The following is a 21,743-nucleotide window of genomic DNA, read 5'->3' as shown; positions in this document are numbered from 1 at the left end:
TGGTCATCGAAATATCGGCCAGTCCTGCGGTCGACCGCAGCAAATCGCTGAAATCCAGCCACGCCCGAGTGGGCGCGGCGGAATTCCTGGCAAACGGCGGGTTTAGATCTTGCCCACCAGGTCCAGCGACGGTGCCAGAGTGGCATCACCTTCGTGCCACTTGGCCGGGCAGACTTCGTTCGGGTGGGCGGCGGTGTACTGAGCGGCCTGCAGCTTGCGCAGGGTCTCGGAAATGTCACGGGCGATTTCGTTGGAGTGGATTTCGACGGTCTTGATCACGCCATCCGGGTTGATCACGAAGGTGCCGCGCAGGGCCAGGCCTTCGGAGTCGATATGCACGTCGAAAGCGCGGGTCAGCTGGTGGGTCGGGTCGCCGATCAGCGGGAACTGGGCCTTGCCGACGGCCGGCGAGGTTTCGTGCCAGACCTTGTGCGAGAAGTGGGTGTCGGTGGTGACGATGTACACCTCGGTGCCAGCCTTCTGGAATGCGGCGTAGTTGTTGGCGGCATCTTCGATTTCGGTCGGGCAATTGAAGGTGAAGGCGGCCGGCATGAAGATCACGACGGACCACTTGCCCTTCAGGCTGGCTTCGGTGACTTCGATGAACTTGCCGTTGTGGAAAGCCTGGGCCTTGAACGGTTGAACTTGGGTGTTGATGAGGGACATTGTTTTCTCCTGAGTGGGTGTTGGAAATTGAACACAACGCCATATTAGGAGCGAGGCGTCGATTGGGCTAATTGATTGCTTAAATATCGGGTATAGAAATTTGCTATCGATGGCCGCCTGGCTTGATAGTTGGCTCGTGGCCGGCTATGACGTAGATAGAAAGTACTAGTTATGGCTGCTATTGGTAGTAGGTTGATTCGGTCAGCGGTATGAAGTTGACTCATATCAATTGCTTGCTTTTCCAGATCGGGAAGATACGGTCCCGTATCGGTTTGTGGCCGATGTAATTTTGGAGGTAGGGCCGGATGAACATATCCAGTGCCATTTTGCATGTTGCACCCATACGTCTCGAAGAGGTCTGTGTGGCGTTGCAGAAAATGCCGGGGGTCGAGATTCATGCTCAAAGCCCGGAAGGAAAGCTTGTCGTCACTATTGAAGATAGCGACACGAATTCGGCTGCTGACAGTTACGCGGCCATGCATGGTATCCCCGGCGTCGCATCGGTAGCCATGGTTTATCAATATAGCGACGATGAATCAGATAAATCAGATACCGAGGAGGTAGAGGCGTGAAACTCAATCGACGGGATTTCATCAAGGCCAACGCAGTTGCCGCGGCCATATCAGCGGCCGGAATGCCTGGAGCCAGTGCGGTCGCCGCCACCGGCAAGGACGAAATTCGCTGGGACAAGGCTCCTTGCCGCTTTTGCGGCACCGGTTGCAGCGTGCTGGTCGGCACCCAGGGCGGCCAAGTGGTCGCCACTCAGGGCGACCCGGATGCGCCGGTCAATCGCGGCCTGAACTGCATCAAGGGTTATTTCCTTTCCAAGATCATGTATGGCAAGGATCGTCTGACCTCCCCGATGCTGCGCATGAAGGATGGCAAGTACGACAAGAACGGCGAATTCACGCCGATCTCCTGGAAGCAGGCCTTCGACATCATGGAAGAAAAGGCCAAGGCGACGCTCAAGGCCAAGGGCCCGAACGGTCTGGCCATGTTTGGTTCCGGCCAGTGGACGGTGTGGGAAGGCTATGCCGCCTCCAAGCTGATGAAGGCTGGCTTCCGCACCAACAACCTCGATCCCAATGCGCGTCACTGTATGGCCTCGGCAGTTGCCGGCTTCATGCGCACTTTCGGTATCGACGAGCCGATGGGCTGCTACGACGATATCGAGCATGCCGATGCCTTCGTGCTGTGGGGTTCGAACATGGCGGAAATGCATCCGATCCTGTGGACCCGCATCACCGACCGCAAGCTGTCGAACAAGGGGGTCAAGGTTGCCGTGATGTCGACCTACGAGCACCGCTCCTATGAGCTGGCCGACATCCCGATGATCTTTACGCCGCAGACCGATCTGGCGATCCTCAATTATGTCGCCAACTACATCATCCAGAACGGCAAGGTCAATCAGGCCTTCATCGACAAGAACATCAATTTCAAGAAGAGCGCGACCGACATCGGCTACGGCCTGCGTCCGACGCATGCTTTGGAAAAAGATGCGACCAGCAACGGTTATCCCGGTGCTGACGGCAAGCCGAAGGGCGACACCGGCAAGTCCGACCCGATTACCTTCGACGAGTACAAGAAGTTCGTTTCCGAATACACCGTCGAGAAGGTTTCCAAGCTCTCCGGCGTGCCGGAGAAGGACCTGAAGGCGCTGGCCGAGCTGTATGCCGACCCGAAGATCAAGGTCGTCTCGTTCTGGACCATGGGCTTCAATCAGCATACCCGTGGCACTTGGGCCAACAACCTCGTCTATAACATCCACCTGCTGACCGGCAAGATCTCCGAGCCGGGCAATAGCCCGTTCTCGCTGACCGGCCAGCCGTCCGCCTGCGGTACGGCACGCGAAGTCGGTACTTTCGCACACCGCCTGCCGGCCGACATGGTTGTCACCAACCCGGAACACCGCAAGCACACCGAAGAGCTGTGGGGCCTGCCGGAAGGCACGATTCCCGACAAGATCGGTTTCCACGCCGTGGCCATGCAGCGCGCTCTGAAGGATGGCAAGGTCAATTTCTACTGGCAGCAGTGCAACAACAACATGCAGGCCGGGCCGAACATCAACGAGGAAATGTTCCCGGGCTGGCGTAACCCGGCCAACTTCATCGTTGTTTCCGACCCGTACCCGACCGTTTCCTGTATGGCGGCCGACCTGATCCTGCCGACCGCGATGTGGGTCGAGAAGGAAGGTGCCTTTGGCAATGCCGAGCGTCGTACCCAGTTCTGGCGCCAGCAGGTCCGTGCTCCAGGCGAGGCTCGTTCCGACTTGTGGCAGCTGATGGAGTTCTCCAAGCGCTTCAAGATGGAAGAGGTTTGGCCTGCCGAATTGCTGGCCAAGGCGCCGAAGCTCAAGGGCAAGACCCTGTTCGACGCGCTGTACGCGAATGGCGTGGTCAACAAGTTCCCGGCCAAGGAAACCCAGCCCGGCTTCGACAACGACGAAGCCAAGCATTTCGGTTTCTATCCGCAGAAGGGCTTGTTCGAAGAATATGCCGCCTTTGGTCGTGGTCACGGCCATGACCTGGCTCCGTTTGAAACCTACCACCAGGCGCGTGGCCTGCGCTGGCCGGTTGTTGGTGGCAAGGAGACGCTGTGGCGCTTCCGTGAGGGCTATGACCCGTACGTCAAGAAGGGCGAGGGCGTTAAGTTCTACGGCCACAAGGACGGCAAGGCGGTCATCTTCGCACTGCCCTACCAGCCACCCGCCGAGTCGCCGGACAAGGAATACGACCTCTGGCTGTGTACCGGCCGCGTGCTCGAGCACTGGCATACCGGTTCGATGACCCGTCGCGTTCCCGAGTTGTATAAGGCTTTTCCGGATGCCGTGGTCTTCATGCATCCGGATGACGCCAAGGCGCGTGGCCTGCAGCGTGGCATGGAAGTCAAGATCGCTTCACGGCGCGGGGAGATCCAGTTGCGCGTCGAGACCCGCGGTCGCAACAAGCCGCCGCGTGGCCTGGTCTTCGTTCCCTTCTTCGATGCCGGTCGCCTGATCAACAAGCTGACGTTGGACGCGACTTGCCCGATTTCCAAGGAAACGGATTACAAGAAGTGCGCCGTCAAGGTTGTCAAGGCCTGACCGCCATCGCGCTCACACATAACGAAAAAGCGGCCGGGCTGTCCCGGCCGTCCATCGGAGGTAATAAACCATGAGATTTATCCCTGCTCTGGCCCTGGCTGCTGCCGTGCTCCTTTCCGGAGTCGGCAGCGCCTGCGCGCAGGAAAAGTTGTTGTCTGAACGGGGCGACGTCGCGATTGAACAGGAGTCCAAGGTCGATATGTTCCGTCCCGAGAAGGACAAGGACACCATTCCCCGGAATTTCCAGAAACAGCCGCCGCTGATCCCGCATAGCGTCAAGGGTTACAACATCACCCAGAATTTCAACAAGTGCATGGACTGCCATTCGAAGGCGCGCGCTGAAGAAACTGGGGCGACCAAGGTTGCCAAATCGCACTACCTGGACCGCGAAGACAAGAAACACGAAAACATCTCGCCGCGTCGTTACTTCTGCATGCAGTGCCATGTGCCGCAGTACGATGCCAAGCCGCTGGTGGAAAATACCTACAAGCCAGCTACCAAAAACTAAGGGGGAATGATGAGTCTCGAAAAATACATGCCCGCTTGGCTCAAGCGGATCGGTCTGGTCAGCGCGCTGCTGTTGTTCGTTGCCGGTATCGTCTTCTGGGGGGGCTTCAATTGGGCTCTTGAGGCGACCAATAAGGAATCGTTCTGTATTTCCTGCCACGAGATGGAAGAAAACGTCTTCAAGGAGTATCAGAACACCATTCACTATACGAACCGTACCGGTGTTCGCGCCACCTGCCCCGACTGCCATGTGCCGAAGGAGTGGGGGCCGAAGATGATCCGCAAGATCCAGGCTTCGAACGAAGTGCTGCACAAGATCCTCGGTACCATCGATACGCCGGAGAAATTCAACAAGAAGCGGCACGAACTGGCGCAGCATGAATGGGATCGCATGAAGTCGACCGATTCCCGCGAATGCCGCAACTGTCACCGTTACGATTACATGGACTATACGGAACAGGGCAATCGTGCAGCCCGGACTCATCCGGTGGCATTTGATCAAGGCAAGACCTGTATCGACTGTCATAAGGGAATTGCTCACCAATTGCCGGCAATTGACCAGCACATCGGCAAGCAGAACGAGGGGGCCGTGGAGATTTCCCATGGCGAAAAACCCAAGGATGAAAGCAAGTAATTAGGCGTTGTCATTTGAGCCCGACAACCCCGGCTGAAGGCCGGGGTTGTCTTTTGCGCCGTATGCTTGCGGTCAACGTATGTAAATTACAAATATTCACCTTGCCCCCGCGAAATATGGCTTTCCGCGCCAACACTAATCCTGCAAGGTGTGCTACTTTTATTGTGCTGCCGTCCCAACGGCCAGTTTTCTTACTAACTAACAGGTAACAGGAGGCACTTAGATGAATAAATCCGAGCTGGTCGAAGTTGCTGCAAAAGAAGCTGGTATTACCAAAGCCGCTGCCGATAAGGCGTTGTCGGCAATTATTGGTGCGGTTGTAAAAACCGTCTCAGAAGGGGAGTCTGTCACCCTCGTTGGTTTCGGCACATTCAAGTCCGCTCAGCGCGCAGCGCGCACCGGCAAGAATCCCAAGACCGGCGCTACGCTGAAAATTCCGGCCACAACCGTGCCGAAATTCTCTGCCGGTACCGCTTTCAAGGCGGCAGTCGCCCCCAAGAAGTCTCCTGCCAAGAAGAAATAATCTGGCATCTCCGAATGCGGGGCTCGCACTAAACGGGCTCCGCTTTTTACTTGTGCAATGAATAATCCAAACCCAGAAAACCCGCCTGTTACTCCGCCCGCCCCGCAGCCTGTCGACAACCGTCGCCGCCTGCGCGAACTGCTGTCCGTTCCCGAGCGGGACAGGACAGATGAACAGTGGGACGAAATCATCGAGCTTGAAATTCAACTGGCGCCCGGCAACCGCATTTCCGGCAACGAGCCGATGGGCGGTGGTGCCGGTGGCGGTCATCACCATGGCAAGTCAGCCGGTGGCGGCGGTGGCGGTGGCCTTGGTCAGCAGAAAAAGCATCGGCCGCGCACCAACACCAATAACAACAACCGTCGTCCGCGTCAGAACAAACCCTCGTCGGGCGGTTCGGGCGGTGCCGGTGGTGGCAATCCCGCTACCTGACATACTTTTCGCTCGGGTAAAGCGGCATAATTGCCGTCATGCAGCAATTTGATCTGATTATCGTCGGCGGCGGCCTGGCTGGAGCCAGTCTGGCCATCGCCTTGCGGGATAGCCGCCTGCGGATCGCCCTGGTCGAAACCCAGGCGCCGCGCCAGCCGGAGGGGTGGGATGCGCGCATCTATGCGATCAGCCCGGCCAACGCCCTCTTTCTCGAATCGATTGGCGCCTGGAAGCATCTCGATCCGGCGCGCATGGCCCCGATCCGCGCCATGCAGATTTTTGGCGATGCGGGTGGCAAGCTGGATTTTTCGGCGTTCGATACCGGTGTGTCCGAATTGGGCTGGATCCTCGAGTCGTCATTGATGGCTTGCGAGTTCTGGGAGAGTGCCAAGCGGCAAAGCAATCTCACTCTGTTCTGCCCGGTGCGACCGGCGCAGCTTGATTTTCGCCACGATGCGACCGTACTCAAGTTGTCCGATGGTGTGACATTGTCAGCCCGTTTGCTGGTTGCTGCCGATGGTCGTGATTCGTGGGTGCGGCAGGCGGCTGGACTGGCTGCGATCAATAGCCCGTATAACGAAAAAGGGCTGGTGGCCAATTTTTCGGTTGAAACGCCGCATCGCAATATTGCCTATCAATGGTTCCGCGATGATGGTGTTCTGGCTTACCTGCCCCTGCCCGGGAACCGTATATCCATTGTCTGGTCCACTCCCGATGACCATGCGGACCAACTTTGTGCGCTGGCTCCGGAAGCACTCTGTGAACGGGTTGCTGAAGCGGGGGGCTATCGTCTCGGGCAGTTGCAGTTGCTGACCCCGCCCGCCGCATTTCCGCTGCGTCTGATGCGTGTTCCGCAGACTGTTGCGCCGAGGCTGGCGCTGATCGGCGATGCGGCACATGGTATTCATCCGCTGTCTGGTCACGGTATCAACCTCGGTTTTCAGGACGCCAGCGTGCTGGCTGGTTTGCTGGCCGGAACGCAGCCTTGGCAGGACATTGGCGACGAACGCCTGCTCGGTCGCTACCAACGGGCGCGCCGGGAAGAAACGTTGTTGATGCAGGCAACGACTGACGGCTTGCGACGCCTGTTTCGCGAGAGTCCGCCCGGACTGCGTGCCTTGCGTAATGCCGGCCTCAATCTGACCAATGGCTTACCCTTTATGAAAAATGCCCTGGTGCGTTACGCGCTGGGGGCTCTTTAGGAGAACTGGATGTTCGTGAAACTTGTATCGCTTTCAATGGGGCTTCTCTTTAGTACAGCAACCCTGGCCGATGAGGCTGAGATCAGAAAGGGGATGGAGGCCAAATTGGGGGCGAAGGTGGAGAGTGTTGCCAAGTCCGGCTATCTCGGTCTGTACGAGGTTTACGCCGACGGCAATATCTTCTACACCGACGAGAAAATGAGCGCCATCATGGTCGGTGCGCAGTTGATCGATGCCAAGACCATGAAAAATGTCACCGACGAGCGGATGAAAAAGCTGACGGCGATCAAGTTCGGTGACCTGCCTCTCGACCGAGCGATCAAGCAGGTTCGTGGCGATGGCAAGCGCGTTCTGGCGACCTTCGAGGATCCGAACTGTGGTTACTGCAAGCGTCTGGCCAAGGATATTGCCAAGCTTGAAAACGTCACGGTCTATACCTTCCTTTATCCGATCCTGTCCGAGGATTCTGTCCGCAAGTCGAAGCAGATCTGGTGTGCGGCCGACCGTGCCAAGGCCTGGAATGACTGGATGATCGAAGGGCGGGCGCCGGCTGCCAAGGAGGATTGCGACACTGCGGCAATCGGCAAGAATCAGGAGTTTGGGCGCAAACTCAACATCACCGGTACGCCAACCATGTTCTTCATCGATGGGGAGCGGGTGCCAGGTGCGATGCCGCTGGCGAGGATCGAGCAAAAATTGAATCAGGCTAAATAGTTAGTCGCTGATTTCAGCCCGGGGCGACCATAGGTCGCCCTTGTCATTTGTGGAGCCCGCGGGCATGGCCGGGTGATAGATTGCTCTTCTGCGGCTTCGGGCTTGCCACGCATTTTTGCCCCAGCATCGCGGCTGGCGCTCGCGTTTCTGGCGTCCCTGCTCGCGATCGTGCTGTAGAAGAAGGCGGCAGGACGCACTCAATGCCCTGAATCTGGCCGGTGTGCTGAAGGTTCGCCTTGGCGACATCTTGCGCTGGGTGGGCTCCAGCCGGGAGGGGGGGGGCGAGTCTGTCGCGCCAGTTGCTATCCGTTGGGTAGGGCAACTTTTCGATTCGTTTCACGATTTCGCTCGGTGTTTCAGTCTACGCCGAGCATGGCAAAACGCCTGATGGGCTGACGTCTTATGCCGATCAATCACTGCATCGCGTCAAGCGCTAGGGGTGCAATCGCGTGGCAGCCAATTGTCCGTGATCTAGCTTTCGGCGGCTGCCCGGAAGCACTGTTTTTTCCCGTTTTTGAGTTGTCGTTTTACCACGACGGCATGCGCTGAACGGAAGGCAATTGATTTGCCTCAAATCCTTATAAGTCACTTTAAGTGTCCATTTCCGCGCTTTGATTTTTAAGGGTAATTTCCGTGGTTGCTCGTCGACAAAAGTGTGCGTAAGTCCTTGTTGCATAAGAAAAATTTCCCAATTTGTCTATTGACGGAGGTGGGTTGTTGTTCTAAAGTGGGAAAACGTGTTGAAAAGTGGGTAAACGGGGAGCGAGACGGGTAATGTTTGAAGGGGCTGCAGCACTCAGTCTGGACGCGAAGGGGCGGCTTGCCATACCGGCAAGGCACCGCGAGCCCCTGCTCGCGGCCGCCGAGGGTTCGCTCGTCCTGACCGCGCACCCGCACCGTTGCCTGCTGCTTTACCCGTCGCCGGCCTGGCAGCCGATCCGCGATCAGATTCTCAAGGCTTCCAGCCTCGATCCGCGGGCGGCCTCGATCAAGCGCGTACTGGTCGGTAATGCCCGGACCGAAGAACTCGATTCGGCCGGCCGCATTCTGGTCGCCAACGAATTGCGCGACTACGCCAACCTCGGCAAAACCGTCTATCTGGTCGGCATGGGCAGTCACTTTGAAATCTGGAGTGAGGCTGGCTGGAAGGAGCAGAACGATCTGGCTGCGGAGGCGCTTTCCGGCGATCTGCCGCCGGGCTTCGGGGATCTGGTGCTGTGACCGCGGGTAGCACCCACGTCACGGTGCTGCTCGAAGAGGCGGTTGAATCCCTGGCGGTAAAAACGGACGGCGTTTATATGGACGCCACCTTCGGGCGTGGCGGCCACAGTCGTCGCATTCTCGCGGCACTTGGTGAAAAAGGCCGTCTGGTGGCCGTTGACCGCGACCCTTATGCCATTGCGGCGGGTGCGGCAATTGATGATTCCCGTTTTCAACTGGTCCATCGTGCCTTTGGCCAAATCGGCGAGGCCGCGGCCGAGGCCGGGGTGCGGGACGTTGACGGAATTCTTTTTGATGTAGGGGTGTCGTCGCCGCAGATCGACGACGGGGAGCGCGGCTTCAGCTTTCGCTACGACGCGCCGCTCGATATGCGGATGGATACGACGCAGGGCGAGACGGCCGCCGAGTGGCTGGCGCGGGCCGAAATAAGGGATATCACGGAGGTTATTAGAAACTATGGCGAAGAACGGTTTGCTTTCCAGATTGCAAAGAAGGTTGTGGCTGCTCGGCTCGAACAACCTATTGTCACAACAGGTCAGTTCGCGGCCATCGTACGCGAGGCCGTGCGCACCCGTGAGCCAGGGCAGGACCCGGCGACGCGCAGCTTTCAAGCTCTACGGATTCATATCAATCAAGAGCTCCGCCAGCTGGAGGTAGCCCTGCCGCAGGCGCTCGAGCTGTTGAAGCCGGGTGGCCGACTGGTTGTGATCTCCTTTCATTCGCTGGAAGACCGTATCGTCAAAACTTTCATGCGGGCGCAGTCGACCGCCGATGACTTGCCGAAGGGCTTGCCGTTACGCGCCGACCAATTGCCGAAGCCGAAACTGCGTCTGCTCGGCAAGCCGTTCAAGCCGTCTGCGGCTGAAGTGGCGGCTAATCCGCGGGCACGGAGCGCCGTGATGCGGGTGGCGGAAAAACTGTAATGGTCCGTTTCAACATGTTCCTTCTCTTGATCGTGGTGGTTTGCGCGCTGGGTGTGGTCACCTCCCAGCACCGCGCGCGCAAGCTCTTTCAGGATCTGGAGGGAGAGCAGGAGCGGGCCAGGCAACTGGATGTCGAGTACGGCCAGTTGCAACTTGAACTGTCGACCTGGGCAACCCATCCGCGGGTCGAAAAAATTGCCCGTGACCGCTTGCATATGGTGACGCCGGATGCCATCGGTCGTGTCGTGCCGCCGGCCGTCAAGAAAGCGGGGCGCTGATGGTCGTCCGCCGCCGCCCGCAACGGGGTCATCGCTTTACCGAAAGCCCGGTGCTGCAACTGGCGCTGCAGGGCTGGCGTTCGCGCATGGTCGGCCTGCTGTTGATGGGTGCCTTTCTGGCGCTGGTCGCCCGCGGCTTCTATTTGCAGGTGATCAACAACGATTTTCTGCAGGAAAAGGGCGATTCGCGCTATCGCCGTGATATCGAGGTTTCCGCCTCGCGCGGCAAGATTACCGACCGCAACGGCGACATGCTGGCCGTGTCGACGCCGATGAAGTCGATCTGGGCGATTCCTGGCGATGCGCGGACGATGGCGGCGCCGCAGAAACAGCAACTGGCCGGCCTGCTCGACATGAGCGTGCGCGAATTGGACGGCAAGATCGCTTCCGAGAAGACCTTCGTTTTCGTCAAGCGTCAGGTGGCCCCGGAAACGGCCGACCGCATCGCGGCGCTGAAGCTGCCCGGCGTTCATCAGGAAAAGGAATATCGCCGCTATTACCCGACTGGCGACATGACCGCCCACATCGTCGGCTTCACCGGGGTTGACGACAAGGGCCTGGAGGGTGTCGAACTGGCCTTCCAGCAAAGTTTGCTCGGTCATGCCGGCAGCCGGACGGTGATCCGCGACCGGCGCGGTAGCATCGTTGAGGATGTCGGGGCGACCAAGCCGCCGCAGGATGGCAAGGAAGTCCGCCTGGCGCTCGATTCAAAAATCCAGTATCTCGCCTACAGCCATTTGAAGGCGGCAGTCGATACCAATAATGCCAAAGCCGGGGGGGCCATCGTCATCGATGCCCGGACCGGCGAGATTCTCGCGCTGGCCAATTGGCCGACCTACAACCCGAATAACCGGCAACACCTTTCCGGCGCCCAACTCCGCAATCGTGCCATCACCGATACCTTCGAGCCGGGTTCGGTGATGAAGCCGTTTACGGCGGCGCTGGCGCTGGAGCGGGGCAAGGTCCGCTTCGATACGGTGATCAACTGCGCCCCCGGGCGCCTGACCATCGGTACGGCGACGATCTCCGATGCGCACCCGCATGGCGCCCTGACCGTAGCCGAAGTGATCCAGAAGTCGTCGAACGTCGGTACAGCGAAGATTGCCCTCGGCTTCCCGCCGAAGGAAATGTGGGAAATGTTCGATAGCATCGGTTTCGGCCAGGCGCCCAACCTCGGTTTTCCGGGGGAGGTCAATGGTCGCCTGCGGCCGTGGAAGAACTGGCGGCCGATCGAACAGGCGACGATGTCTTACGGCCACGGCATTGCGGTCAGCCTGGTCCAGTTGGCCCGGGCCTATACCGTGTTTGCCCGCGACGGCGAACTGATGCCGCTGTCGCTGACTCGCGTCGATGATGGTCCGGTGCGCGGCACCCGCGTCTTCTCGCCGCAGACCATGCGCGAAGTACGCGCCATGCTCGAAATGGCCGTGCAGCCCGGTGGTACGGCCCCGAAGGCGCGCGTGCCGGGCTACCGCGTCGGCGGCAAGACCGGTACGGCCTACAAGATCGAAGGCGGGGTGTACGCCCGCAAGTACATAGCCTCTTTTGTCGGCCTGGCGCCGATCAGCGAGCCGCGTCTGGTGGTCGCCGTGATGATCGATGAGCCGACTGGCGGCGCGCACTACGGTGGCGACGTAGCCGGTCCGGCTTTCTCGCAGATCATGGGCGGCGCCTTGCGGACGCTGGGCGTACCGCCGGATGGCGCGCTGCAGGTGGCTGAAGCCGAAGCCGGAAAGGGGCGCCTGTGAGCACGCCGCGCGAACTCCTCGACCGTCTGGAAAGCTTGGGCATCGTGCCGACCGGTGTCGCCGACGATAGCCGCCAGGTCCAGCCGGGCGATCTCTTCCTGGCCTATCCGGGCGATCTGGCCGATGGCCGCCTCTATATCGCCGATGCGCTGCGGCGCGGTGCCGTTGCAGTGTTCTGGCAGCCGGACGGCGATTTTGCTTGGAATGCGGCGTTGACCGTAGCCAACTTCCCGGTGGGCGCCCTGCGCCCGCTGGCCGGGCCGCTGGCCCATGCCGTCTACGGTCATCCAAGCGAAGGCTTGTCGCTGATCGCGATTACCGGCACCAACGGCAAGACGACAATCAGTCAGTGCCTGGCCAAGGCCTACCCGAAGCCCTGTGCCATCATCGGCACCCTGGGCGCAGGTTTCCCCGATGCGCTGGTCGAGACCGGCTTCACGACGCCGGAAGCGACGACCCTGATGCGCTATCTGGCGCAGTTCCGCGGCGAGCGCGCCGCCGCCTGCGCCCTCGAAGCCAGTTCGATCGGCATCGAGGAAGGGCGGATGAACGGGGCGCGGGTCGATGTCGCCGTATTCACCAATTTCACGCGCGACCATCTCGATTACCACGTGACGATGGAAGCCTATGCCGCGGCCAAGGAAAAGCTGTTCGCCTGGCCGCGCCTGCGTACCGCAATCATCAATCTCGACGACGAACTGGGCCAGAAGCTGGTTCGTGAAACGACCGCGCTGCGCGTGCTGGGTTACGCCATCGGCGAGCCGAAGCGCGATTTCCCGGCCCTGGTCCGCGCCGAGCAACTGGTCGATACCCCCTTCGGCCAGCGTTTCGAACTGGTCGTGCCGAATGGCCGGGCCACCGTCGATACCGGCCTGGTCGGTCGTTACAATATTCATAACCTGCTGGCCGTGGCCGCTGTCCTGCACGACACCGGCTTGTCGGCCGCCGAGGTGGCGCGCCGCCTCTCCGAACTGACGCCGCCGCCGGGTCGCATGGAGCGGCTGGGTGGTAATGGCGAACCGCTGGTCGTCGTCGACTATGCCCATACGCCGGATGCGCTAGCCAATGCACTGAGCGCGCTGCGCGATGTGGCGACGCCGCGCGGCGGTCGCCTGTGCATCGTCTTCGGTTGCGGTGGCGACCGCGACAAGGGCAAGCGGCCGCAAATGGGCGCCCTGGCCCAAGCCCAAGCCGACCGCGTGCTGGTCACCAGCGACAACCCGCGCAGCGAAGAACCGCTGACCATCATTGAAGACATTCTGGCCGGCATGACCCATGCCGAAGTTGAAGCCGACCGCGCCGCCGCTATTCGGCGAGCCGTGCTGGAGGCCGATGCGCGTGATGTCATTTTGCTCGCCGGGAAGGGCCACGAGCCTTACCAGGAAATTGCCGGCGTCCGTTATCCGTTTTCCGATGTCGAGCAGGCGCAGGCTGCGCTGACGCTCCGTCGCACCGAATCCAAGGAGGGGTCTGCCGCATGATCTGGCTGCTCTCACAAGTTGCACATGCCGTCGGTGGCCGCCTGCTCGGCGCCGATGTTGCTCTGACTGGCGTTTCCACCGACACCCGGGCGATTGGCCCCGGCCAGTTGTTCATTGCCTTGCGCGGTGAACGCTTCGATGCCCACGATTTCCTTGCCCAGGCCACGGCCAGCGGCGCAGCCGCCTTCCTGGTCGCCGCTGCCGACAAGCTGCCGGCCGGCGTCTCTGCCGTTGTCGTCAGCGATACGCGCCTCGCTCTCGGTGCCTTGGCTGCTGCCTGGCGGGCCAGCTTTACGTTGCCGGTAATCGCGGTGACCGGCTCGAATGGCAAGACGACGACCAAAGAAATGATCGCTGCCATCCTGCACGCCCAGTTCGGTGGCGACGTACTGGCGACGCGCGGCAATTTCAATAACGACATCGGTCTGCCGTTGACGCTGCTCGGCCTGAACGCGACGCATCGCGCCGCCGTCATTGAGCTGGGCATGAACCATCCCGGCGAAATCGCCTATCTAGCGCCGATTGGCGCACCGAGCGTGGCGCTGGTGACCAATGCCCAGCGGGCCCACCTCGAAGGCATGGGCGACATGGACGAAGTGGCGCGCGAGAAGGGCAGCATCTTCGCCGGCCTGACCGCGGGCGGTGTTGCCGTGATCAATGCCGACGACTGCTACGCCGAGCGTTGGCGCGGCATGGCCGGTTTGCACACGGTGCGCACCTTCGCCATCGATCATGTCGCCGATGTGCACGGCAAGGTGCGCCAGCATGGTCTGGAAACCGAACTTGAACTGAACGCGCCGGAAGGCGAAGCGCTCATTCGCCTGCGCATTCCCGGGCGCCACAATGCTCGCAATGCGGTGGCCGCAGCGGCGGCCTGCCTGGCGGCGGGCGTCCCGATGGCGGCCGTGCAGGCCGGTCTGGAAGCCTTTTCCGGCGTCAAGGGCCGCTTGCAGCGGCGCGCCGGGCGCAAGGGGGCCGAGATTCTCGACGATACCTACAATGCCAACCCGGATTCGGTGCGGGCAGGTATCGACGTGCTGGCCTCGACCATCGGTCGCAAGCTGCTGGTGCTCGGTGACATGGGCGAGATCGGTGAGGCCAGCGGCCAGTACCACGACGAAATCGGCGGTTACGCCAAGAGCCAGGGCGTCGACCGCCTCTATGCGCTGGGCGATGCCGCGCAGCAGGCGGTACGCAACTTCGGCGAAGGCGCCAAGCACTACTGCAACGTCGAAAAACTGATTGCTGCGGTCGACAAGGAATTGGGGCCGGAAACCACCGTCCTCGTCAAAGGCTCGCGCTTCATGAAAATGGAGCGGGTGGCCGATGCTCTCGCCGCGCCTGCCACTCCCGAGGAGAACAACTGATGCTGCTGGCTCTTGCCCAATGGCTCGCCCAGGACGTGCGCTTCTTCAACGTCTTCAACTACATCACGCTGCGCGCCGTGCTTGCCGCGATGACCGCGCTGCTGCTGTCGCTGGCCGCCGGGCCACGCGTCATCCGCTGGCTGGCGGCGAAGAAGATCGGCCAGGCGGTGCGCAATGACGGACCGCAGACCCACCTCGTCAAATCGGGAACGCCGACCATGGGCGGCGTGCTGATCCTGATCGCCATTGGCGTCACAACGCTGTTGTGGGGCGACCTGACCAACAAGTACGTGTGGACCGTGCTGGTCGTCACGCTCGGCTACGGCATCGTCGGCTGGTACGACGACTGGAAGAAGGTCGTTTACCGCGACCCGAAGGGCCTCTCCGCCAAGTGGAAGTATTTCTGGCAGTCGGTGCTCGGCCTCGGCGCCGCGCTGTTCCTGGCCTATTCGACCAAGTCATCGGCGCAGACCGAACTGATCGTGCCTTTCTTCAAGAGCATCGCCTATCCGCTCGGTGTCGTCGGCTTCATCACGCTGACCTATTTCGTCATCGTCGGGACCAGCAATGCGGTGAACCTGACCGACGGCCTGGATGGCCTGGCCATCATGCCGACCGTGATGATCGCCGCCGCCTTCGCGCTGATCGCCTACGTCACCGGCCATGCGGTGTACGCCAAATACCTGCTGATTCCCTACGTGCCGGGCGCCGGCGAACTGTGCATCCTGCTCGGCGCCATTGCCGGGGCGGGGCTCGGCTTCCTGTGGTTCAACGCCTATCCGGCCGAAGTCTTCATGGGCGATGTCGGAGCGCTCGCCCTGGGCGCTGCGCTCGGTACGGTCGCCGTCATCCTGCGTCAGGAAATCGTGCTGTTGATCATGGGCGGTGTCTTCGTCGTCGAAACCCTGTCGGTGATGCTGCAGGTCAGTTACTTCAAATACACCAAGAAAAAATTCGGCGAGGGCCGGCGCATCCTGCGCATGGCGCCGCTGCATCACCATTTCGAACAGACCGGCTGGAAGGAAACCCAGGTCGTCGTTCGCTTCTGGATCATCACCATCATGCTGGTGTTGATCGGTCTCTCTTCGTTGAAGCTGCGCTAAATGGAACTTCGGGGCAAACGCGTTGTGGTCGTCGGACTCGGTGAGTCCGGACTGGCGATGGCCAAATGGCTGCATCGCCAGGGCGCTCGCGTCCGTGTCGCCGATTCGCGCGACAACCCGCCGAATCTGGAGGCCCTGCAGCGCGTTGCACCGGGTGCCGAACTGATGGCCGGTGCATTTGCCGAATCGACTTTCGCTGCTGCCGATTGCCTCGCGCTGTCGCCGGGCGTACCGAAGGCGACGCCTCAGATTGCTGCGGTGAACGTGCCGGTGATCTCGGAAATCGAACTGTTCGCCGCCGGCGTTCGTGCCCAGGTGCCGGCTTCGCAGATCATTGCCATTACCGGCAGCAACGGCAAGACGACGACGACGGCGCTGACCGCTCACCTGTTGAACGAGGCCGGCGTGCCGGCTATCGCCTGCGGCAACATCTCGCCGTCGGCGCTCGACGCGCTGATGGATGCGCAGGATGCCGGTGTTTTGCCGGAAGTCTGGGTGGTCGAACTGTCCAGCTTCCAGCTCGAAACGACGCATCACCTGAATGCCGCCGCCGCCACCGTGCTCAATGTTTCGGAAGACCATCTCGACCGCTACGAAGGCAGCCTGGCCAATTACGCCGCCGCCAAGTCGCGCGTTTTCCAGGGCAAGGGTGCGATGATCCTCAATCGCGACGACGACTGGTCGATGGCCAACGGCCGCTGCGGCCGCAAGATTGTCACTTTCGGCCTAAATGCCGCACCGCGCGGCATCGATTACGGTCTGGCCGACGGCATGATCTGCCGCGGAAAAGAGGCCTTGGTCGCGGTCGACCGCCTGAAACTGGCCGGTTTGCACAATGCCGCCAACGCCATGGCCGCGCTGGCGCTGTGCGAAGCGGTTGGCGTCGCCCCGGCTCGCCTGGTCGAACCACTGCAGGCATTCGCCGGTCTGCCGCACCGGGTCGAAACGGTGGCCGAGATCGGCGGCGTGGTTTACGTCGACGACTCCAAGGGCACCAATGTCGGCGCGACGCTGGCCGCCATCGAAGGCATGGGCCGCAAGGTCGCCATCGTGCTCGGCGGCGACGGCAAGGGGCAGGATTTTTCGCCGCTCAAGCCGGCACTGGAAAAACATGGCCGGGCCGTCGCCCTGATCGGCCGCGATGCGGCGGCGATTGGCATGGCGCTTGAAGGCAGCGGCGTGCCGACCCGGATCCTCGGCGACATGGAAGCCGCGGTGCGCTGGCTGGCCGCTCATGCCGAAGCCGGCGATTGTGTGCTGCTCTCACCGGCCTGCGCCAGTCTCGACATGTACAAGAACTACGCCCACCGCGCCCAAGCCTTCATCGACGCAGTGCAGGGGTTGTCGTCATGATGATCGGTGCTCTCGACGCCCCGCGCCGCCAAGTGGCGGAGATCGACTACGTGCTGCTGTGGAGCGTGCTGATCCTGCTCTTCTCCGGCATGGTGATGGTCTATTCGGCATCGATTGCGATTGCCGAAGGCGGTCGTTTCACCGGACACCAGCCGGCCTACTATCTGGTTCGCCATGGCATTTTCCTGTGCATTGGCCTGATTGCGGCGGCGGTCGCTTTCCAGGTGCCGTTGGCGCTGTGGCAGAAATCGGCGCCCTACCTGTTCATGGCCGGCGTCGTTCTGCTCGCCATCGTGCTGATTCCCGGTATCGGCCGCGACGTCAATGGCGCCCGCCGCTGGCTGCCGCTCGGCTTCGCCAACCTGCAGCCGTCCGAGCTGATGAAGATGTTCGCGGTGCTCTACGCCGCCGACTACACCGTGCGCAAGATCAACGTCATGCACGACCTGAAGCAGGCCTTCCTGCCGATGTTCGGCGCCATGGCCATCGTCGGCATGCTGCTGCTCAAGGAGCCGGACTTCGGCGCCTTCGTCGTCATCATCTCGATTGCCATGGGCATCCTCTTCCTCGGCGGCCTCAAGGCGCGCCTGTTCGCCATGCTGATCGTCGGCCTGCTGCTCGCCTTCACGGTGATGATCATCGTCTCGCCCTATCGCCGCGACCGTGTCTTCGGCTTTATGGACCCGTGGGCCGATGCTTTCGGTCGCGGCTACCAGTTGTCGCATTCGCTGATCGCCTTCGGCCGCGGCGAACTGTTCGGCGTCGGCCTCGGGGCCAGCGTCGAGAAACTGTTCTATCTGCCGGAAGCGCACACCGACTTCCTGCTCGCCGTGATTGCCGAGGAACTCGGCTTCTTCGGCGTGCTGGCCATCATCGCCCTGTTCGCACTGCTCGTGCAGCGCGCCTTCGCCATCGGCCGCCAGTGCGTCCAGCTCGAACGCCTCTACCCGGCGTTGGTCGCCATGGGGATGGGCATCTGGTTCGGCGTGCAGTCCTTCATCAACATGGGCGTCAACATGGGCCTGCTGCCGACCAAGGGCCTGACCCTGCCGCTGATGAGCTTCGGCGGCTCCGGTATTTTCGCCAACTGCGTGGCGCTGGCGATTCTCTTGAGGGTTGACTGGGAAAACAGGCAACTCATGAGAGGGGGCAAACTATGAGCAAAACCATCCTGATCATGGCCGGTGGGACCGGCGGTCACATCTTCCCGGCGTTGGCTGTCGCCGAAAAAATGCGCGGGCGGGGTTGGCAGGTTGTCTGGCTGGGCAATCCGGAAGGCATGGAAGCGCGCCTGGTGCCGCAACATGGTTTCGAGATGGTCTGGCTGAACTTTGGCGCCTTGCGGGGCAAGGGGCTGCTGCGCAAGCTGCTGTTGCCGTTCAACCTGCTGCGCGGCTTCTGGCAGGCACAAAAGGCGATTCGCCAGGTGCAACCGGAAGTCGTGCTCGGCATGGGCGGCTACATCACTTTCCCGGGCGGCATGATGGCCTCGCTGCTCGGCAAGCCGCTGGTCGTCCATGAACAGAATTCGGTGGCCGGCCTGGCCAACCGTGTGCTGGCCGGCGTTGCCGACCAGATCCTCACCGGTTTTCCGGAGGTGCTGGACAAGGGCGTCTGGGTCGGCAATCCGGTGCGGCCGGAAATTGCCGCTCTGGCGCCGCCGGCCGAGCGCTACGCCGAACGGACGGGCGCCTTGCGCCTGCTGGTCATCGGCGGCAGCCTGGGAGCCCAGGTGCTGAACGAAATGGTGCCGCAGGGCATGGCCTTGCTGACTGCCGAGCAGCAGCCGCAAATCGTCCATCAGGCCGGCGAGAAGCATATCGAGGCCTTGAAGGCCAATTACGCGGCGGTTGGCGTCCAGGCGCACTGCGTTTCCTTCATCGAGGACATGGCCGGCGCCTACGAATGGGCCGATCTGGTGATCTGCCGGGCCGGTGCGCTGACCGTTGCCGAACTGGCGGCGGCCGGTGTCGCTAGCATCCTGGTGCCCTTCCCGCATGCGGTGGACGACCACCAGACCGGCAATGCCAAGTTCCTGGTCGATGCCGGTGGCGCCATCCTGTTGCCGCAAAACGAACTGACGGCGGACGCCATTGCGCTGATCCGCAACTATTCCCGCGGTCAACTGCTGGAAATGGCCGAAAACGCCCGCAGCCTGGCCAAGCCCGATGCCACCGAAGAAGTGGCGAATATCTGTGCAGAGAGCGCGAAATGAAACACAAGGTCAAACACATCCACTTCGTCGGCGTCGGCGGCTCGGGCATGAGTGGCATAGCCGAAGTGCTAGCCCACCTGGGCTATACGGTCAGCGGTTCCGACATCGCAGCCAGTGCGACGACCCGTCGCCTGGAGGCTGAGGGGGTCAAGGTGATGATCGGCCATGCCGCCGAGCATGCCGCCGGTGCAGAGGCAGTGGTCGTTTCCACCGCCGTCAAGGAAGACAATCCTGAAGTGGTCGCTGCCCGCGAACGCAAGATTCCGGTCGTGCCGCGGGCGCAGATGCTGGCCGAGTTGATGCGTCTGAAGCGCGGCATCGCCATCGCCGGCACGCATGGCAAGACGACGACGACCAGCCTGGTCGCCAGCATTCTGGCTGAAGGCGGCATCGACCCGACTTTCGTCATCGGCGGCCGACTGAATGCCGCCGGGGCGAATGCCCGGCTGGGCAGCGGCGATTTCCTGGTGGCCGAGGCCGATGAATCCGATGCCTCCTTCCTGTTCCTGTCGCCGGTCATTTCGGTGGTCACCAATATCGATGCCGACCACATGGAAACCTACGGCCACGATTTCGAGCGCCTGAAAGGCGCCTTTGTCGAATTCCTCAACCGCCTGCCGTTCTACGGCGTGGCCGTGCTCTGTGGCGACGATCCCAACGTGCGCGCCATTATGCCGCGCGTTGCGAAACAGATCGTTACCTACGGCTTGAGCCCGGATTGCAATTTCCATGCGGAAAACGTCGTCGCCGTCGATGGTCAGATGCGCTTCGATTGTGTCCGCGTCAATGGCTCTGTTTCCCGCTTGCCGATTACGCTGAATACGCCGGGCATGCACAACGTGCTCAACGCCCTGGCAGCGATTGCCGTGGCGACCGAAGTACAGGTGCCGGATGCCGCGATCATCAAGGCCCTGGCCGAATTCAAGGGGGTCGGGCGCCGCTTCCAGCGTTATGGCGAAGTGGCCTTGCCGACTGGCGGCAGTTTCACGCTGGTCGATGACTACGGTCATCACCCGGTCGAAATGGCGGCAACCTTGGCTGCCGCTCGCGGCGCCTTCCCCGGCCGCCGCCTGGTGCTGGCTTTCCAGCCGCACCGCTACACGCGGACGCGCGACTGCTTCGAGGACTTCGTCAAGGTGTTGTCCACGGTCGACGCGTTGTTGCTGGCCGAAATCTACGCCGCCGGCGAAGCGCCGATTGTGGCCGCCGACGGCCGCTCGCTGGCCCGTGCCCTGCGCGTTAGCGGCAAGGTCGAACCGGTGTTTGTCGAGGATATTGCGGCCATGCCGCAAACGATTATGGATGTCGCCCGCGATGGCGACGTGGTTCTGACGATGGGTGCCGGCTCGATCGGCGCGGTGCCCGGCAAAGTGGTGGATATGCAATGAGCGGTTTTGGCAAAGTCGCGGTTCTTTTCGGTGGCACCTCCGCCGAGCGCGAAGTCTCTCTGAATAGCGGTTCCCGCGTGCTGGCCGCCCTCCTGGGCCAAGGCATCGATGCCCACGCCTTCGATCCGGCCGAGCAGCCGCTCGATGCGCTGAAGGGCTATGACCGTGCCTTCATCGCGCTGCATGGCCGGCACGGCGAGGACGGCACGATCCAGGGCGCCCTCGAAGTCATGCACATTCCCTACACCGGCTCCGGCGTGCTGGCCTCGGCGCTGGCGATGGACAAGTTTCGCACCAAGCTGATGTGGCAGGCGGCCGGCCTGGCCATTCCGGAATATGCGCTACTCACCGCCGATTCCGATTTTGCCGATATCGAGGAAGAACTCGGCCTGCCTCTGTTCGTCAAGCCGGCCCGCGAAGGCTCGTCGATCGGCGTCACCAAGGTCAAGGCGCACGACACTCTGCATCTGGCCTACGCCGAAGCGGCCCGCCACGACCCGCTGGTGATCGCCGAAAAGGGCGTCATGGGCGGCGAATACACGGTCGGCATTCTGGGCGACGAAGCGCTGCCGATCATCAAGATCGAGCCGGCCACCGAGTGGTACGACTACGAAGCCAAATACAACCGCGACGATACCCGTTACCTGTGCCCCTGCGGTTTGCCGGAAGCCAAGGAGATGGAAATCCGCAAGGGGGCGCTCGAAGCCTTCCGCATCCTCGGCGGCCGGGGCTGGGGGCGGGTCGATTTCCTGATGGACGAGGAGGGCAATCATTACTTCCTGGAAGTGAATACGGCGCCCGGCATGACCGATCACTCGCTGGTGCCGATGGCGGCGCGGGTAGCCGGCATGGACTACCCGACACTGGTCCGTCGGGTGCTCGAACTGGCTGCCAACGACTGAGTCG

At 61.6% G+C, this 21,743-nt stretch carries 21 protein-coding genes; 20 read left to right on the top strand and 1 reads right to left on the bottom strand.

Going from position 1 to position 21,743, the window contains the following annotated elements:
- Window positions 1-102: 102 nt before the first annotated feature.
- Window positions 103-666, bottom strand: coding sequence for an alkyl hydroperoxide reductase subunit C (ahpC, locus tag GH663_RS00205; protein ID WP_066884825.1), 564 nt, complete (start codon window positions 664-666; stop codon window positions 103-105).
- A gap of 305 nt (window positions 667-971) precedes the next feature.
- Between ahpC and GH663_RS00200 the strand changes: the two genes are divergently transcribed.
- The 20 genes from GH663_RS00200 to GH663_RS00105 all read left to right on the top strand — a co-directional run bounded on the left by GH663_RS00200 (window position 972) and on the right by GH663_RS00105 (window position 21,739).
- Entirely contained in the window at window positions 972-1,238 is a 267-nt protein-coding gene (locus GH663_RS00200) for a chaperone NapD (RefSeq protein WP_066884822.1), read from the top strand.
- Window positions 1,235-3,748, top strand: a complete 2,514-nt coding sequence (gene napA, locus GH663_RS00195) for a nitrate reductase catalytic subunit NapA (protein ID WP_153129754.1) — start codon at window positions 1,235-1,237, stop codon at window positions 3,746-3,748. Before GH663_RS00200 ends, napA begins: the two co-directional genes overlap by 4 nt.
- Before the next feature lie 70 nt (window positions 3,749-3,818).
- Window positions 3,819-4,256: a nitrate reductase cytochrome c-type subunit gene (locus GH663_RS00190; RefSeq protein ID WP_066884816.1), complete on the top strand. Its 438-nt coding sequence runs from the start codon at window positions 3,819-3,821 to the stop codon at window positions 4,254-4,256.
- A gap of 6 nt (window positions 4,257-4,262) precedes the next feature.
- The gene (locus tag GH663_RS00185; RefSeq protein ID WP_439329134.1) at window positions 4,263-4,889 is read left to right on the top strand and encodes a NapC/NirT family cytochrome c; all 627 of its coding nucleotides are present in this window, start codon (window positions 4,263-4,265) and stop codon (window positions 4,887-4,889) included.
- Between the two features lie 223 nt (window positions 4,890-5,112).
- Entirely contained in the window at window positions 5,113-5,412 is a 300-nt protein-coding gene (locus GH663_RS00180) for an HU family DNA-binding protein (protein WP_066884810.1), read from the top strand.
- Between the two features lie 57 nt (window positions 5,413-5,469).
- Complete coding sequence (locus tag GH663_RS00175) at window positions 5,470-5,844, top strand: hypothetical protein (protein WP_153129752.1); 375 nt, start codon at window positions 5,470-5,472, stop codon at window positions 5,842-5,844.
- A 38-nt stretch (window positions 5,845-5,882) separates the two neighbouring features.
- Complete coding sequence (locus tag GH663_RS00170; protein WP_153129751.1) at window positions 5,883-7,046, top strand: UbiH/UbiF family hydroxylase; 1,164 nt, start codon at window positions 5,883-5,885, stop codon at window positions 7,044-7,046.
- A gap of 9 nt (window positions 7,047-7,055) precedes the next feature.
- Window positions 7,056-7,760: a DsbC family protein gene (locus tag GH663_RS00165; protein ID WP_153129750.1), complete on the top strand. Its 705-nt coding sequence runs from the start codon at window positions 7,056-7,058 to the stop codon at window positions 7,758-7,760.
- A 774-nt stretch (window positions 7,761-8,534) separates the two neighbouring features.
- Window positions 8,535-8,981: a division/cell wall cluster transcriptional repressor MraZ gene (mraZ, locus tag GH663_RS00160; protein WP_066884799.1), complete on the top strand. Its 447-nt coding sequence runs from the start codon at window positions 8,535-8,537 to the stop codon at window positions 8,979-8,981.
- Window positions 8,978-9,904 (top strand): 16S rRNA (cytosine(1402)-N(4))-methyltransferase RsmH, encoded by a 927-nt coding sequence (gene rsmH / locus GH663_RS00155; protein WP_153129749.1) that lies wholly within the window; start codon window positions 8,978-8,980, stop codon window positions 9,902-9,904. Before mraZ ends, rsmH begins: the two co-directional genes overlap by 4 nt.
- Window positions 9,904-10,182, top strand: a complete 279-nt coding sequence (ftsL, locus tag GH663_RS00150; protein ID WP_066884794.1) for a cell division protein FtsL — start codon at window positions 9,904-9,906, stop codon at window positions 10,180-10,182. The genes rsmH and ftsL overlap by 1 nt, the downstream gene beginning before the upstream one ends.
- The gene (locus GH663_RS00145; protein WP_153129748.1) at window positions 10,182-11,930 is read left to right on the top strand and encodes a peptidoglycan D,D-transpeptidase FtsI family protein; all 1,749 of its coding nucleotides are present in this window, start codon (window positions 10,182-10,184) and stop codon (window positions 11,928-11,930) included. Before ftsL ends, GH663_RS00145 begins: the two co-directional genes overlap by 1 nt.
- Entirely contained in the window at window positions 11,927-13,411 is a 1,485-nt protein-coding gene (locus GH663_RS00140; RefSeq protein ID WP_153129747.1) for a UDP-N-acetylmuramoyl-L-alanyl-D-glutamate--2,6-diaminopimelate ligase, read from the top strand. The genes GH663_RS00145 and GH663_RS00140 overlap by 4 nt, the downstream gene beginning before the upstream one ends.
- Window positions 13,408-14,778, top strand: a complete 1,371-nt coding sequence (locus GH663_RS00135) for a UDP-N-acetylmuramoyl-tripeptide--D-alanyl-D-alanine ligase (RefSeq protein WP_153129746.1) — start codon at window positions 13,408-13,410, stop codon at window positions 14,776-14,778. Before GH663_RS00140 ends, GH663_RS00135 begins: the two co-directional genes overlap by 4 nt.
- Entirely contained in the window at window positions 14,778-15,881 is a 1,104-nt protein-coding gene (mraY, locus tag GH663_RS00130) for a phospho-N-acetylmuramoyl-pentapeptide-transferase (protein ID WP_153129745.1), read from the top strand. The genes GH663_RS00135 and mraY overlap by 1 nt, the downstream gene beginning before the upstream one ends.
- Complete coding sequence (murD, locus tag GH663_RS00125) at window positions 15,882-17,234, top strand: UDP-N-acetylmuramoyl-L-alanine--D-glutamate ligase (RefSeq protein WP_153129744.1); 1,353 nt, start codon at window positions 15,882-15,884, stop codon at window positions 17,232-17,234.
- Window positions 17,231-18,394 carry a putative lipid II flippase FtsW gene (ftsW, locus tag GH663_RS00120; protein ID WP_153129743.1) on the top strand — a complete coding sequence of 388 codons (1,164 nt, stop codon included), beginning with the start codon at window positions 17,231-17,233 and terminating at the stop codon, window positions 18,392-18,394. The genes murD and ftsW overlap by 4 nt, the downstream gene beginning before the upstream one ends.
- Entirely contained in the window at window positions 18,391-19,449 is a 1,059-nt protein-coding gene (murG, locus tag GH663_RS00115; RefSeq protein WP_153129742.1) for an undecaprenyldiphospho-muramoylpentapeptide beta-N-acetylglucosaminyltransferase, read from the top strand. Before ftsW ends, murG begins: the two co-directional genes overlap by 4 nt.
- Window positions 19,446-20,837: a UDP-N-acetylmuramate--L-alanine ligase gene (gene murC / locus GH663_RS00110; RefSeq protein ID WP_153129741.1), complete on the top strand. Its 1,392-nt coding sequence runs from the start codon at window positions 19,446-19,448 to the stop codon at window positions 20,835-20,837. The genes murG and murC overlap by 4 nt, the downstream gene beginning before the upstream one ends.
- On the top strand, window positions 20,834-21,739 hold the full coding sequence (locus tag GH663_RS00105) for a D-alanine--D-alanine ligase (RefSeq protein WP_066884770.1): 906 nt from the start codon (window positions 20,834-20,836) through the stop codon (window positions 21,737-21,739). The genes murC and GH663_RS00105 overlap by 4 nt, the downstream gene beginning before the upstream one ends.
- Window positions 21,740-21,743: the final 4 nt, after the last annotated feature.

Source organism: Dechloromonas hortensis, from assembly GCF_009469765.1.
In the GTDB taxonomy this organism is placed as follows: Bacteria; Pseudomonadota; Gammaproteobacteria; order Burkholderiales; family Rhodocyclaceae; genus Azonexus; species Azonexus hortensis.
This window is presented reverse-complemented; position numbering and strand designations above follow the sequence as displayed.

What these genes read in the sequence shown, in the direction of transcription:
- ftsW (WP_153129743.1), top strand. Translation starts at nt 17,231, where the DNA reads ATGATGATCGGTGCTCTCGACGCCCCGCGCCGCCAAGTGGCGGAGATC.
- ahpC (WP_066884825.1), bottom strand. Translation starts at nt 666, where the DNA reads ATGTCCCTCATCAACACCCAAGTTCAACCGTTCAAGGCCCAGGCTTTC.
- murD (WP_153129744.1), top strand. Translation starts at nt 15,882, where the DNA reads ATGGAACTTCGGGGCAAACGCGTTGTGGTCGTCGGACTCGGTGAGTCC.
- GH663_RS00200 (WP_066884822.1), top strand. Translation starts at nt 972, where the DNA reads ATGAACATATCCAGTGCCATTTTGCATGTTGCACCCATACGTCTCGAA.
- GH663_RS00135 (WP_153129746.1), top strand. Translation starts at nt 13,408, where the DNA reads ATGATCTGGCTGCTCTCACAAGTTGCACATGCCGTCGGTGGCCGCCTG.
- GH663_RS00165 (WP_153129750.1), top strand. Translation starts at nt 7,056, where the DNA reads ATGTTCGTGAAACTTGTATCGCTTTCAATGGGGCTTCTCTTTAGTACA.
- GH663_RS00145 (WP_153129748.1), top strand. Translation starts at nt 10,182, where the DNA reads ATGGTCGTCCGCCGCCGCCCGCAACGGGGTCATCGCTTTACCGAAAGC.
- GH663_RS00170 (WP_153129751.1), top strand. Translation starts at nt 5,883, where the DNA reads ATGCAGCAATTTGATCTGATTATCGTCGGCGGCGGCCTGGCTGGAGCC.
- GH663_RS00190 (WP_066884816.1), top strand. Translation starts at nt 3,819, where the DNA reads ATGAGATTTATCCCTGCTCTGGCCCTGGCTGCTGCCGTGCTCCTTTCC.
- mraZ (WP_066884799.1), top strand. Translation starts at nt 8,535, where the DNA reads ATGTTTGAAGGGGCTGCAGCACTCAGTCTGGACGCGAAGGGGCGGCTT.
- murG (WP_153129742.1), top strand. Translation starts at nt 18,391, where the DNA reads ATGAGCAAAACCATCCTGATCATGGCCGGTGGGACCGGCGGTCACATC.
- GH663_RS00180 (WP_066884810.1), top strand. Translation starts at nt 5,113, where the DNA reads ATGAATAAATCCGAGCTGGTCGAAGTTGCTGCAAAAGAAGCTGGTATT.
- GH663_RS00175 (WP_153129752.1), top strand. Translation starts at nt 5,470, where the DNA reads ATGAATAATCCAAACCCAGAAAACCCGCCTGTTACTCCGCCCGCCCCG.
- mraY (WP_153129745.1), top strand. Translation starts at nt 14,778, where the DNA reads ATGCTGCTGGCTCTTGCCCAATGGCTCGCCCAGGACGTGCGCTTCTTC.
- GH663_RS00185 (WP_439329134.1), top strand. Translation starts at nt 4,263, where the DNA reads ATGATGAGTCTCGAAAAATACATGCCCGCTTGGCTCAAGCGGATCGGT.
- murC (WP_153129741.1), top strand. Translation starts at nt 19,446, where the DNA reads ATGAAACACAAGGTCAAACACATCCACTTCGTCGGCGTCGGCGGCTCG.
- ftsL (WP_066884794.1), top strand. Translation starts at nt 9,904, where the DNA reads ATGGTCCGTTTCAACATGTTCCTTCTCTTGATCGTGGTGGTTTGCGCG.
- GH663_RS00105 (WP_066884770.1), top strand. Translation starts at nt 20,834, where the DNA reads ATGAGCGGTTTTGGCAAAGTCGCGGTTCTTTTCGGTGGCACCTCCGCC.